Origin of the sequence: Paenibacillus cisolokensis (assembly GCF_018403665.1) — a bacterium.
GTDB classification, from domain to species: Bacteria; Bacillota; Bacilli; order Paenibacillales; family Paenibacillaceae; genus Paenibacillus_AH; species Paenibacillus_AH cisolokensis.
Genome location: NZ_BOVJ01000174.1, coordinates 1 through 14625, shown reverse-complemented (window position 1 = coordinate 14625; position 14625 = coordinate 1). Strand labels below are relative to the sequence as shown.

11 protein-coding genes are annotated in these 14625 nt (G+C 36.0%); 10 read left to right on the top strand and 1 reads right to left on the bottom strand.

Annotated features, from left to right (window positions below; translation table 11 throughout):
• Positions 1-25: 25 nt before the first annotated feature.
• Positions 26-2371 carry an O-antigen ligase family protein gene (locus tag PACILC2_RS22085; protein WP_213530881.1) on the bottom strand — a complete coding sequence of 782 codons (2346 nt, stop codon included), beginning with the start codon at positions 2369-2371 and terminating at the stop codon, positions 26-28.
• A gap of 572 nt (positions 2372-2943) precedes the next feature.
• On the opposite strand from PACILC2_RS22085, the gene PACILC2_RS22080 reads away from it, so the two are divergent.
• From PACILC2_RS22080 to PACILC2_RS22035, 10 genes are all read left to right on the top strand, one after another.
• A complete protein-coding gene (locus PACILC2_RS22080) occupies positions 2944-3468 on the top strand; it encodes an ABC transporter permease (protein WP_244863737.1) in 525 nt (174 codons plus the stop codon).
• 166 nt (positions 3469-3634) lie between these two features.
• Complete coding sequence (locus PACILC2_RS22075; RefSeq protein ID WP_244863736.1) at positions 3635-4213, top strand: ABC transporter ATP-binding protein; 579 nt, start codon at positions 3635-3637, stop codon at positions 4211-4213.
• A 133-nt stretch (positions 4214-4346) separates the two neighbouring features.
• The gene (locus PACILC2_RS22070; RefSeq protein ID WP_213530879.1) at positions 4347-4625 is read left to right on the top strand and encodes a hypothetical protein; all 279 of its coding nucleotides are present in this window, start codon (positions 4347-4349) and stop codon (positions 4623-4625) included.
• Positions 4622-5362 (top strand): glycosyltransferase family protein, encoded by a 741-nt coding sequence (locus PACILC2_RS22065; protein ID WP_213530877.1) that lies wholly within the window; start codon positions 4622-4624, stop codon positions 5360-5362. Before PACILC2_RS22070 ends, PACILC2_RS22065 begins: the two co-directional genes overlap by 4 nt.
• Positions 5359-6648: a nucleotide sugar dehydrogenase gene (locus PACILC2_RS22060; RefSeq protein ID WP_213530875.1), complete on the top strand. Its 1290-nt coding sequence runs from the start codon at positions 5359-5361 to the stop codon at positions 6646-6648. The genes PACILC2_RS22065 and PACILC2_RS22060 overlap by 4 nt, the downstream gene beginning before the upstream one ends.
• Positions 6649-6678: 30 nt before the next feature.
• Positions 6679-7464, top strand: coding sequence for an FkbM family methyltransferase (locus tag PACILC2_RS22055; RefSeq protein WP_213530873.1), 786 nt, complete (start codon positions 6679-6681; stop codon positions 7462-7464).
• A gap of 17 nt (positions 7465-7481) precedes the next feature.
• Complete coding sequence (locus PACILC2_RS22050) at positions 7482-7799, top strand: hypothetical protein (protein WP_213530871.1); 318 nt, start codon at positions 7482-7484, stop codon at positions 7797-7799.
• Between the two features lie 201 nt (positions 7800-8000).
• Positions 8001-9923: a CgeB family protein gene (locus tag PACILC2_RS22045; RefSeq protein WP_213530869.1), complete on the top strand. Its 1923-nt coding sequence runs from the start codon at positions 8001-8003 to the stop codon at positions 9921-9923.
• A gap of 21 nt (positions 9924-9944) precedes the next feature.
• Positions 9945-11921 (top strand): glycosyltransferase, encoded by a 1977-nt coding sequence (locus PACILC2_RS22040; RefSeq protein ID WP_213530867.1) that lies wholly within the window; start codon positions 9945-9947, stop codon positions 11919-11921.
• Between the two features lie 290 nt (positions 11922-12211).
• A partial coding sequence (locus PACILC2_RS22035; protein WP_213530865.1) for a CgeB family protein occupies positions 12212-14625 on the top strand: 2414 nt, incomplete at its 3' end.

Genomic DNA, 14625 nt, shown 5'->3' with positions numbered 1-14625 from the left:
AACAAAAAATGGTAAAAAGCTAAGTTTATATCGTTTTTAATAACTCTTGAAGCCGTTGTTCTTCTTCCGGATCGGCAGCGAACAACTTACGCTTAAGCTCGTCATCCCTTTGTCCTATTGCGTCGAGAGCTGCCAGATAGAAACGTACGGAAGAACGATTGAGCGGTTCATTCAGATCTCCGCCAGTAGCAGATTTCAGCAGTTCAATAGTCCTCTCCGGTTTGCCGGTGAAATAATAAATTTGCGCTACCAATTGTCGAATGTCCGGGGAAATGTCAAATCGTCGGCCCTGAAGCTGTTCTTCGGGAAGCTCTTCCAATAATTGCATTCGTCTCTCAATTTCATTATACAGTTTTAGAGCGGAATTCCAACTTTCATTATCTCTATTAGTATATTTTAATAATTCTCGCTCACCTAATAGGTAATGCTCATGGATTGCCGTATTATAAAATTCAATATCCCAAGGGAATTTTTTCACCCCTTCATGCAACTCATCCAATGCAAGCTCAATTTCGTTCATATTTTTGTGGTAACGATACTTCGCCAATATCACTAGACGATTATTCGGTTCATATTGTTTCAATCTATCGATAATTTTTTTCGCTTCTTGCATATATGAAACATCTTTGGTTTGCGCATAACCTTGTTCCATCCAGTCAATTTTCACCAGCAAGAACTTCGGGTTTGCCGGCGATAACTCTATGGCGCGATTCAATGGCCGCAGCAGCTCGTTAAGCGGCTTCTGTTCATTAGTCATGGATATCGCCCGAAAAAACTGGGTATTAGCATAGTATTCCTTCAACATAGAGAAGGAAACGATAACCGTAATTAAACCAAGAAAAACAGGATAAGCTAGCCGCCAGCCTTTCCACTCCATCCAAGCTCGGGTTCCGATTGCCAGATCTGAACCGTAAGGTGACAGCATACCACCCAAACAGAAAAAGACAAGGGCTGAAATGCTGAGGTAGCTCATATCAAAGTCAATAAAGCTATGAATAAGAATGGAAGTCGCAAAGATATATAGAATAAAGTGGTTTCCGCGTTTTTCCGGATATCGAACATAACTGCGAATATATAAACAGTATGCGGCCCCAATTAGCAGCAAATGGACAAGCAAGCCAAGCCATCCCGTTTCCACAAGCGTCTGAATGATATAGCTGTGAGCTTGACTACTATAATAAGGATTATTCTGATATTGCTGAAATAGTGCCGCCCAAGCTCCTCCCCCCGCTCCGAAGAAAGGGTAGTCGGCTGCCAGTTTTAATCCATCTTTGTAAAAGGTTGCTCTCTCCAAAACGCTATGCTGATTAAAATTAATGTTTTCAAGCCGATCTGCTATGGTTGCCGGAAGTATATTTCGAACGACTGGGCTTGTAAGAAATAGGCTTACTGCGAATAAACCCAATATTACAAGACCGGCCGGAACGACTATGGCTGACCATTTGCGATTGGATAACCGCGAAAGCTTGGTTTCCAGCCACGGCTCCACCCAGCGGTGAATGGCCAGAATAATCAATGCAGATACAACAGATGCGGAAAGAACCAGTAGCCAGCCTTTCAGGGAGAGCGGATTCCAGAAAGGTAGAACGTTGACAGGACCGCCCTTTTCTTTAGGAAGAACCGTGGCGGCCACTTCGTTCAGGACATTCCCCATACCGCCAGTAATCGCAAAAGAAGCGATTGCAGCAATCATTATGTGAAGCAGATACTGGACCTGCTTGGTTAATCGCAAAAATGGAAGTACAATAAGAATAATAACCGGTAGAATGACGAGCGCAGCCCTAGACAAAGTTAAGATAAGCGATACAAATGTCGGAACGAGCATGAGCGCGTGCGCGAACTTCCAGTACCATTTCGTAGCATGTGTTACATAGTACAAGGCTGCCAAAAAGATAGCCGTTAGAACCGCAGCATATGTATTCGGATATTGGAATACGGATGAAAGCCGGTATGTGCCGAGCGTGTACCATAAGGCGTCAGGATAGTAGGTTTGGCCGAAGTAATTGAGCAAACCGTAAACTACAATGACGTAACCCGAGATCATCAATACGGCTTCCATAAATGTACGAATTCTGTCCGTTGTTAACAGGTAAAGGCCAAATACAAAGAAGGCCGACAACGTGCAACTGATCAGGATCATAAATTGTGAACTGTGTCTGGAAGCGGCGCCAAAGGCAGCGATGCTGTATACCGCCGGCAGCAACCAGATTAAAATGGCAAGAATGGACGCCCAATTCCCCGGGTTCCACTTCTGGAATGCAAGAAAGGCTGTTATTAGCACCATGATAGTACAAATAACAATCATGGCATCAAGGATCGGTCTTTCATAAGGGAAATCCCAACCGTTGAACAAGCCTTGTCTGAATGGCATGAAGATAAAAATATCGTTAAAAGACCGAGACCTGCCAGTTGCAATAATGAGAAATTATTCATTTTGTTTGCCGGTGCTTTGGGGAGGCCGGCTTTCCGTTGTTTGTTCATGTATGATTCCTTTCTAGGACTTAGAATAGTTTTTAACTGATGTTAGACATTTTAATATGTATTCTGTAGTAAGGGCAACCCATCATTATGAATGGCACAGTAATATAAAACGATAACCTTGACGCCAATTAGGATACGAAGTAACGTTAAGGTACGCTGGAATACAACTAGGTAATATGAGTTGAATAATTTTCAAAGGAGAATTAAGTAGTTGAGTACTTATATTAAAAATTTATTGAAGTATAAGGATCTGTTCTACGAGTTGGTTAAAAAGGATATTAAGTTGAAATACAGGAATTCTATTCTGGGTGTTTTATGGAGCATGTTAAATCCGTTGTTGATGATGGTTGTTTTGAGCATTGTATTTATGGCATTGTTTAAAAATGAAATTCCCAATTTTCCTGTATATGTACTGATTGGAAGAATTGTTTATCAATTTTTTCGGAATCAACGTCCTTCGCCATGGACTCTGTTTTTGCTAACGGACAATTGATTCGGAAAGTGTATGTTCCCAAATACTTCTTTCCTCTTTCGAGAGTGTTATCGTCATTTGTCACTACATTATTATCATTAGTACCGCTATTTTTAATGATGATTTTTACCGGGATTTCGTTCCATTGGGTCAATTTGCTTATCATTTTTCCACTGATTTATTTACTTGTCATTTCGTCTGGAATCGGGTTGCTTTTATCATCAATAAATGTGTTTTTCAACGATATGAAGCATATGTATTCAATTATACTTCTAGTTGTAATGTATATGACGCCGATATTTTATCCAGCTTCCATAATCCCTGAAAAGTACATGCCGTTAATCATGTTAAATCCTTTGTATCCAATTGTAGAGATGTTTCGGGATGTGGTTCTGTATGGTTCAATGCCACAATTCGCTGATCATTTAATTTTGATTCTATATTCACTTGTTTACGGTACAATGGGTTTGTTTGTTTTTTATAAGACGCAAGACCGTTTCATCCATCATCTATAAGGTAGGTTAGTTATGAGTGACGTTGTGATACAAGTTTCGGATCTAACAATGAAATATAGACTCGCCACTGAGAAAGTGGATTCTTTAAAGCTTCTTTTTTATTAAAAAGCTCCGTAAAGAAATTCGATATGAAGATTTTTATGCACTGAAAAATGTTAGCTTTTCTGTGAGAAAAGGGGAAGTATTTGGGATACTGGGTTCAAATGGGGCAGGTAAGAGTACACTGCTAAAAATTATTGCTGGTGTAATGAAACCCACATCTGGTTCCGTATATAAAAATGGAAATATCGCCCCCTTGATTGAACTTGGTGCAGGTTTTAATGGTGAACTATCGGGAGTCGAAAATATCTATTTAAATGGCTTGTTGCTAGGATATTCAAAGAGATTTATCCAAGAGATGATTGATGAAATTATTGATTTTTCGGAACTGGGAAAGTTTATTCATACTCCTTTAAAAAACTACTCATCGGGCATGAAAGCCAGATTAGGCTTTTCGATCGCGACAATAGTTCAACCGGAAATATTAATTGTAGACGAAGTGTTGGCAGTTGGTGACGATAAATTTAGAGAAAAATCTGAAAAGAAAATATTATCCATGATGGAAGGGGGCACGACGGTTTTATTTGTATCTCACTCCTTGAATCAAGTGCGCAAGTTATGCGATAGGGTCCTATGGTTAGACAAGGGGGAAGTGAAGAGAATTGGACTTCCGAATGATATAATAACTGAGTATCAGAGTAGATAGTAACATCGGAATGAAAGCGGGGAAAAATACCATGAAAATTCTGTACTTCTCGACAGTTAACTGGATGTGGATTAAACAGAGACCCCATTTCATTCCCTATTATCTATCCAAGCGAGGCCACGAGGTTGACTTTTTGTCACTTAACCCGCTGGGTAAAGTCAAAGTGAAGAACGCCAAGTTTGGTAGCCTGAAAATCATTGATAAATATGTGCTTCCATTTGCTTTAAAATATCGGTTTATCGAATTAATAAACGAAACTTACATTAAATCTCATGTTTATAAAAACAAATATGATGTAATTGTATTAACCAGTCCTTTGCATTACAAATACATTCCAAATCATATGTTGCTGGAAAGTTCAATAATTTATGAATGTATGGATAATATTCCATTTTTTATGCAGGAGAGTTGAGAGAAAGATTTCTATATGAAGAGCGCCGGACATTGGAATTTGCAGATGCTATCATTACGAGTTCTGATGCATTAGCTGACATATGTCGAGATAGACTTCGTGGTGATTCAAAAAAGCCTATAGCGACAATCTACAATGCCTTCGATAAAGAAACTTTTAGTTCAAGACCAAAAGAAATAGACTTAGATAAACCTAATATGGTTTATATCGGAACTATTGGGGAGTGGTTGGATTGGGGGACGTTGGAACGGTTCGCTATCCAACATTCGGATTATACGATATATTTAATTGGTCCTGAGGAAATAAGAAGAGACCTTCCTCGAAATATAATTTTGGTTGGTTCAGTACCTCATTATAAAGTGATCGATTACATCTACTCTGGAGATATTATGCTGCTCCCTTTTCAAATCAATGAACTAACCAGAGCCGTTGATCCTGTGAAACTGTACGAGTATCTATATATGAATAAACCAACAATAAGTTCTTACTGGCCGGAACTGGACAAGTTTCAGAGCCGAAATTTAATGTTTTATGAAAATTATGACCAATTTGAATCTCATGCTTTAAATATAGTTTCTCGAGTGACAGAGAATAATGATGGTGATAGACAAGAGTATGAGTTCATAAGAAATAGCGTTTGGGAGAACAGGGTAATCGAGTATGACGGGTTCATTCAAATGGTTCATAAAGAAAAACGAGAAGTAAAGCAAGAAGTAGAGAGGAGAAGGTTAAGATGAATATTTGTGTGATCGGTTTGGGATATATTGGGCTTCCGACTGCGGCCATGTTTTCCCATCATGGTTGCAATGTTATTGGCGTAGATATTAATCCAAAAGTTGTCGAAGCGTTAAACGGAGGAAATATTCACATCGAAGAGCCAGGTCTAGCTGAACTCATTCAAGATGCTGTGAATAAAAAGAAATTCCGCGCCTCCATTTCGCCTGAACCGGCGGATGTTTATATTATAGCGGTACCAACCCCTAATCAAAATGATACATACATGAGTTGTGATTTGACTTATGTTCTTGAAGCATGTCGTTCGATTATACCTTATCTAGATAAGGGTAACACGGTTATCGTGGAGTCAACTATTGCTCCACGTTCTACGGACGACTATATAAAACCCTTGTTTGAAGAGCAAGGGTTTACTATTGGTGAGGATATCTTTTTGGCACATTGCCCCGAACGTGTATTACCGGGAAAAATACTGCATGAATTGATATATAACAATCGAATTATTGGGGGCATCACGGAGAAATGTACAGATGCAGCAGCGAATGTATATTCTATTTTTGTTCAGGGGGAAATCATCAAGACTGAAGCGAAAACTGCGGAGTTATCTAAATGTATGGAGAATACTTATCGAGATGTAAATATTGCATTAGCTAATGAGTTGGTAAAAATATGCTACGATCTTGATATAAATGCACTTGATGTCATACAAATGGCAAATAAACATCCACGGGTAAACATTCATAGTCCGGGTCCGGGTGTTGGAGGACATTGTCTTGCGGTAGATCCTTATTTCATTTATGCAAAATCACCGAAATACGCCAATTTAATCAAGATGGCTCGGGATACGAACAACAGTATGCCGCAATTTGTAGCTGATCTAACCTCCCTACTGGTCAAGGGGATAGAAAGCCCGCGTATTGCGGTTTTGGGTGTGACATATAAAGGGAATGTCGACGACACGAGGGAATCACCAGCCATGGAAGTAATCGGAATTCTTCAGAAAGAAGGGTATGATTTGAACATTCATGATCCTCATGTCAAGAATCCTGAATTTATGGAATTGGAAGATGCCGTGAACGGGGCTGATCTTATCCTAGTATTAGCAGATCATAATGAATTTAAAAACCTTGATCATAAAATGATTGCAAAACTAATGAGAACACCACTGCTTTTTGACACAAAAAACGTTATAGACAAACAAATCGGAAGTGGACTTGAAGTATTGAATTTTGGAAATGTTTTTTTGTATACCAAGGCCAAAAAGGATATACCAGCTATTGTTTACTGAATTTATTTGGCGGTTGGGAGGGGTTCGATCTTGAATGGATATGAAAGAATAGTACTGTCGGATGGAAACGTCTTGTTTGGCCATAAGGACGAATATATATCTAACATGATAAGAGAAACCGGTGATTATTATGAGATTATAGATTTGAAAAAATTTGAAAAATACATTCCGTTTGAACCAGTGGTATATGACATTGGTTCAAATATTGGCAACCATACCTTATATTTTAGTAAGAAACTAAGAGCAAAAAAAATATACGCTTTTGAACCGGTTGTTCCCAATATTAATCTACTTAATATGAATATTAAGGAGAATAATTTAAAGAATGTAGAGGTTCTGCCTGTTGCTGTTGGAAGCAGACGGGGAAGAACTGCCCTCTCTATAAATGAAAGAAACATGGGAGAATGCAAGCTAATTGAAAATGAAATTGGTAATACCTCTATCGTGACGATAAATGAGTTGGATTTAGATACTCCGGATTTTGTAAAGATAGATGTAGAAGGCGCGGAAGTAGAAGTTTTAAAGGGAATGTCAGAAATTCTTTCGAAGGATTCGCCAGTAATTTGGATTGAGACGAGTGATAACTTTCTAAAAGTAGACCAATTTTTATTAAAGTATCAGTATGAACTAGTCGATGCTCACAACTTTAATTTTATTTATATGAAATACAATACACTAGATAACCGCTTGTCAAAGATTCAAACATTTAAAGAAAACATTATTCTAGAATATAAGAATACCACTATTGATAAATGGAATTTAAACCGATGGCTTAGGGCGGAAAAAATAAGGTTAGACAACTTGAGGTACAAATAGAGAGTATCAATAATCTCATGGAAGAACAAAAAAAAGAAATTTCAAGAATTAACCAGGAAAATTCCCGAAACCAAGAAATGTATGAGGCTATGAAAGCTGAATTAGAAAATAAAAATGCGGAAATCGAAAAAATACGATATCGCTATGAAATTGAAAAACAAGAGCTTCGCAATAAAATACTAAGCCATATTGAAATGGAAAGACGTGCATTGCTTGAACTAAAAAGATTACAGGAACATTATCGAATCATGGAATCACGTTATGACAGGATGAAAAATTCCTTGCCCGGCAAAGTAGCTGTTAAACTATGGAGGATTGTGAAAAGGTTTAGATGAAAGAGGGATTGAGAAGGTGAATCAAACTTTTATAGATGCAAGATTACGCGAATTAACACAAGAAGAATGCCTTATTAAGGGGAAACTGGAGAATAAAAAATAATTTATAATAAAGCGGAATGGTATCCTTCGAATCAAAATACAACTCTAGACGATAATCTAATTGTCAGTGAGAATAACGAAATATGTTATGTTTCTTATATGGAAAAAAACAACAGTTTTCATTTTGCTCCCAAATTTGCAATATTTAAAAGTTTATCCCTTTATGATAGGTTGAATGTTTGGTTTCAAGGTGATAAAGAAGGTGAATGCCAAGTTCAATTAATAATAATCACTTATAAGCAAAAAGTAAAACAAGAAGTTTTTACTGTTGATATAAATTCTAGTACAACTATAGAAATTGATAATGTTCAGGAAATAAGACTAGCATTGCGAATTCAAGGCGATGGAAAGTTAAGACTGAATCAGATAACTCTTGAACCCCAGATAAACACCTATATAAATAAAAATAGCTTTTTACCTGTCAGAAGTGAAAAGATAAAAAGTGCAAGACAACTCAAAGTGGCAATGGTCGTTGATGAATTTACATTTGAGAGCTTTAAGCATGAATTTAATGCAGTATATTTAAGTCCTGATAATTGGTTGCAAATTATGCAACTTGAAAAGCCTGATATATTTTTCTGCGAATCGGCATGGAGTGGACGTGATCCAGATAAACGAGAATGGAGAGGAAAAATATATACTAGTGTGAATTTTGCCAAAGAGAATCGTACTGAATTGTTGAATATTATAAAATACTGCAATGAAAATGATATTAAAACCGTATTTTGGAATAAAGAAGATCCTTCGCATTTTGAAGACAAAGTTCATAACTTTGTTGATACAGCACTAAAATTTGATTATATTTTTACTACTTCTGAAGAGTGTGTAGAGCGATACAAGAAAGAGTTTAATCATAAACATGTATATCCATTAATGTTTGCTGTTCAACCCAGACAATTTAATCCTATTGAAACGTATGAACGAACAAATGAAGTGGTTTTTGCTGGTAGTTATTATAAGCAACACCCACAGAGATGCATCGAGATGGAAAAAATTTTTGATTTTACTCTTCAAAATATGAATAATAAGTTGATTATATACGATAGACAATATTTCAATAATGATGATAATCATAAGTTTCCTGATGTATATAAGCCATACATAAGACCAAGGTTACCTTATACACGGCTAGATAAAGGCTATAAAGGATCAAAGTTTGCTTTAAATATTAATACTGAAGTTCAATCTAATACAATGTTCGCACGCAGAGTTTTTGAACTGATGGCTTCTAATACAATAGTTATTAGTAATTATTCTAAAGGAATGAATAAGTATTTCGGAGATTTGGTTTTTCTCCTAACCGATAATACAGAAGATAACTTAGAAGTATTAAATCAGCTGCAGCAAATTAATTATTATCAGCATCGCTTGAAAGCACTTCGTTATGTCCTTAACCATCATACTTATGAGGATCGGGCTGTATATATGTTAGGGCTAATGGGGATCGAAGTTCAAAAGAATGTTCCCCGAGTATGCGTTATTATGATGGTAAGGGACGAAAATGAAATTATAAACTCTATTGAAATGTTTCATTTACAAAACTATTCTGCAAAAAGATTACTGCTCATTAATACAGGAGAGGAACTGTTTCAAACTGCCGTTTGGAACCACAAGTACGGCGATGAATCAATATCGGTTACCGACAGGAACGTTATCGATAACTATTATGCAGGGGATCTAACAAAACTTATTAATACGGAATACGTAGCTTTTATGGATTTAAAGTATTATTATGGTCTTCATTATCTTTCTGATATGATTATGTGTTATAAATTTTTAGATGACCGTACGATTGTTTCCAAAAATACAGATGAAGCGGCATATCGCTTTACCAATTCGGCCCGATTGTATGCTTCGGTTTTGCCTCGAAAAACAATTGAATATTTTGATTTTGATTCTGATTGGGAGAGTTTTGTTAATAAAATGTTCGAAATTGGGTACAGAATATTTAACTGTGATCAATTTAATATTCTTTATCCAGAAGAAAATACCAAAGAGAATGCAATTAGAATAAACATTTAAGAGAAAGCGAGTGTATAATTATTGTATAAAGTAAGTATTGTTATACCGGTTTATAATTCTGAAAAGAAAATAGAAAGATCCATATTGTCAATACTAAATCAAACCATGACGTTGAAAGATATAGAAGTTATATTTGTTGATGATTGCTCAAAAGATCGGTCGGCTTCAATAATAAAAGAGTATTGTAAAATATATAAAAATTTTAAATACATTAAATTGGAAAGTAATTCAGGAAGTCCTTCGAGACCAAGAAATAGAGGTATACAAGCTGCAAGTGCTGAATATATTCTGTTCTTGGACTCCGATGATATGCTTTGCGAAGGTGCTTGTCATCTATTATACTCTGAGGCTATTAAAAATGATTATGATATTGTGAGAGGCTATTTGAAAGTTTTTAAAGCAGGCAATCAGTCGTTCTATATGAATCGGTTACCTAGAGAGGAGTATGAAAATGTAGCAGGTATCGAACTTATAAAGAATTTAATAGTTCGACAGAGCACCACTGTAGTAGGGCTCTATAAAAGAGATTTTCTTATTAGCCACAATATTACCTTTGATGAACAAATTCGAATGGGTGAGGACACCTTATTTTTAAGTAAATGCTATTCCGAAACAAAAAAAGTCCATTATATTAATGAATGCATTTACTATTATGTTAAGAGAGATGAGTTACACAATGTATCATCGACACAGAATTACGGTTCCAGAGAGTTAAATGATCATCTGGCGGTATGGATCGGGGCTCGTAATATCCTTAAGAAAATAGGTTTGGACTATTATAAGTTAAGACTACATACTGGTTTTAGAGCAGCTCTTGAATATATATTGAATTTTTCGAACGGAAAAATACCGGAAGAAGATTTCAAGAAACTAAGAGCTTTTCTGCTTGAAAATAAGTATATTATTCCGAAGATGAAATTAAATCAAAGGTTACAAGAAATTACTAATGCAATTGTTGATGGTGATTATCACTCATTTGTCATTAACACACGGAAGAGAATTTTGATAAATGGATATGATCTAAAATTCATAAAACCTCTAGTTCCTATACTTAAAGAAAAGTTTGAAGTAGAGATTGATGAGTGGCAGGGGCATGATAAACATGATGAAGAAAAAAGCAAAAAACTTCTACAATGGGCAGACGTCATTTTTTGTGAATGGCTTCTTGGTAATGCCGTTTGGTATTCTCATAACAAGTTAAAACACCAATTGTTGTTTGTACGAATGCATCGTTTTGAATTATTTGAGAAATACGGGGAACTTGTAAATGTTACGAATGTAGATGGTTTTATAGCTGTAGGGTTGTATTATTATGAAATGTTTATGGAAAAGTTCCAAATACCTCGAGAGAAAATGAACTTGATACCGAACTATGTAGATATTGATAGGTTTAGACGGAATAAAGAGTCAACCGATTTTAAATATAATTTGGCATTAATTGGTGCATTGCCATCACGTAAACGAATTGACTTAGCTGTAAAGGTTTTGGATAGATTATTGGAGTATGATCCGAAATACAAGCTGCATATAATTGGTTCTAGACCTGAAGAGATTCAATGGTTATGGAAAAAGGATGAAGAAAGGAATTATTACGAGCAGGTATACAAAAAAATTAGTGATAGTCCGAAACTCAAAGATGCAGTTATCTTTACCGGATGGCAAGATACTTCTGAATATCTTAGAAAAATTGGATTTGTTCTTTCAGTCAGTGATGATGAAAAACCAGAGAGTTTCCATTTAGCTCCTGCAGAGGGAATGGCCTCAGGAGCGGTAGGGTTGTTATTGAAGTGGCCAGGTGTTGAATACATTTATCCGTCTGAATTTACAGTAGAAAATATCGAAGAGTTGGTAGCAAAAATATTAGATTTAATGGACGAAAGCAAATATGAGGAATATCGAGTAAAAGGCGAACGATTTATTCGAAAGTACTACCATATTTCAGAGGTCGCTAATAAATTTGAATTACTTATTCAAAGAGGATTTCTACGACGGAACTAAGGGGGATATAATGCTGTCGGATACTCCTGAAGATTATAAAAAAAATAGAAGAGTTGAAAAAGTTATTGAAGCAAAAATATAGAGATTTTGAAGAGGCTTGATAGTGAGGAAGTTACACTTAAAAAATATAAGGAAGTATTGCTTGAATACAATCGTTTGGAAGCGAAATATTATAATATTCACCAAAAGTATCAGTTATTAAGTAATTCCAAATTAGGAAAACTGACACTAAAATATTGGAAATGGAAAAAACGAATCCCGGAAGATTTTAGGTTTTAGGGAGAATAACAATGACCATTAATTATGTTGAGGAAAAACTTAGTGAGATAAACAGGATTCGTGCTGCTATAAGAGCAGAACTGAACCTTGAGCACATGGCAAATGACAAGGTTATTATTCATAAAACGAAACTTAAACGACCTATTAATCGTCTGAAAGATTTGAGAATTGCTTGCATTATGGATGAGTTCACATTTTACTCGTTCGAGCCTGAATGCGAGCTTCTTCAAGTTACTCCTCAAAATTGGAATCAAGAGATTGAGAATTTTCAGCCAGATTTGTTTTTTTTAGAGTCCGCATGGAAAGGTATAAATGGACTTTGGAATACAAAAGTGGCGTATCTTAGTGATGAGTTGATAGATTTACTTAGTTACTGTAGAAAGAAAGAGATTCCAATTGTATTCTGGAATAAAGAAGATCCTGTATTTTTTGATACGTTTATTAATACTGCCAAACATGCGGACTACGTTTTTACCACTGATATTGACTGTATAAGAAAATATAAAACGATATTACAACATCAGCATGTGTATTTAATGCCATTTGCCGCTCAACCGAGATTTCATAATCCTGTGGAAAATTACAATCGAGAAGATAAGATTTGTTTTGCGGGTGCTTATTACAAACGATATCCAGATCGAGCTAAAGACATTAAGACTTTTGTAGATACATTAAGCGATATTAAAGAAATTCATATATATGATCGAAATTATTATTATAATGACCCCAACTATTCTTTTCCAAGAAGCTTTAAGCGATATATTGTTGGCACTTTAGATGTAAAAGAAATCGACAAAGCCTATAAAGGTTACCGATATAATATTAATATGAATTCTGTAAAGAATTCTCAAAGTATGTGTGCAAGGCGTGTATTTGAATTACTGGCCTCGAATTGCGTGATCCTTAGCAACTATTCTAGAGCTGTACGAAACTTATTTGGAGATTTAGTTGTTTGCACAGATGATGGGAAGCAATTGAGGCACAAATTGAGATTACTGGATAAAGATGATTATTATCTAAAATATAGGCTGCTTGGGCTTCGAAAAGTTATGAACGAACATACCTGCAAAGATCGCCTCTCTTTCATTGTCAAAAAGGTTTTCGGAATAACGGTAGACAATGATTCTGTGCCAGTTGCAATCATCGCCAAGGCTGAGACAATATCCGAGATCAATCAAGTGATAGCCAACTTTAGACGACAGGCCTACTGTAATAAGAAATTATTTATTATATCGGGCCGTAAACTCGATTTTAAATGCAATACTGGTGACATTGAACTGATTAATAGCATTACGGAACAAGAAGTAGCTCGAATTCAAAACGATTTCCCTTATTGGTCATTCTTCTCTAATAATGATTATTATGGAGCCTATTATATTAGTGATTTGGTAATGGCGTACAAATATTCCGATTACCCAGTCATTACAAAGTCTAGCTTTTTTGTCAGCGACAGCAATCAGAATATTAGCCGAGAAGAAGGAAATCCTTACCGACCGACAAATCAGGCTTATGTTCGCCGGGCGATGGTCCGGTCAAAGGACTTTTCGAACAAGCTCTTAGTACAATTCGCTCAGTGCATAGATGAAGAAATTATAGATTCATCATGCCTGTCGATAGATGAATTTAATTATTGTATGAACTACAGCGGTAGTCAATGTGACGAGGTCGATGATCTTAGGCTGGCGGATTGTGGTGTGAACATGAACGACATTTACGACATTGTGGATCAGATTCATCCTGGCCTAGGTATCAATCAAACGCCGGATTCATTAATGAATAGTGGCTGCTTTCTAAGTAAATCGAATGTTCTTCTGATCACGGATCATTATCCGAGTTACGAGGATTTATATCGATATGCTTTTATACACAGCAGATTATTAGGGTATAAAGAACGAGGAAGGCTTGTTGACGTTTTTAAATACAATGATTTAATTCCTAAAGGTTATTCCGAATATGAAGGAATTGATATTGCTTGCGGATATTTCGAAGAACTTAGTAATGCTTTGATATATGGTCGATACGAAGCCGTCATCATTCATTTTTTGAACGAGAAAATATGGAGCGCGATTAAAAACACCGTAAAAGGGAAAAGGATATTAGTCTGGATTCATGGAGCGGAAATTCAACCATGGTGGAGAAGAGAATTTAATTACTTTTCGGATCAGGAACTGGAGAATGCTAAAAAAGAATCCGATAAACGATTGTCATTCTGGCGACAAATATTTGAATGGTCCAGAAGCAGCGAGTATAGTTTTCATTTTGTGTTTGTATCCCATTACTTTGCTAATGAAGTTTTTGAAGATCTTCAAATCAAGCTGGATAAAGACAAGTACAGCATAATTCATAATTATGTGAACACGGATTTATTTCAGTACAGCGAGAAAACGGCTGACATGCGGAAAAAATATTGTCGATCAGACCTTTT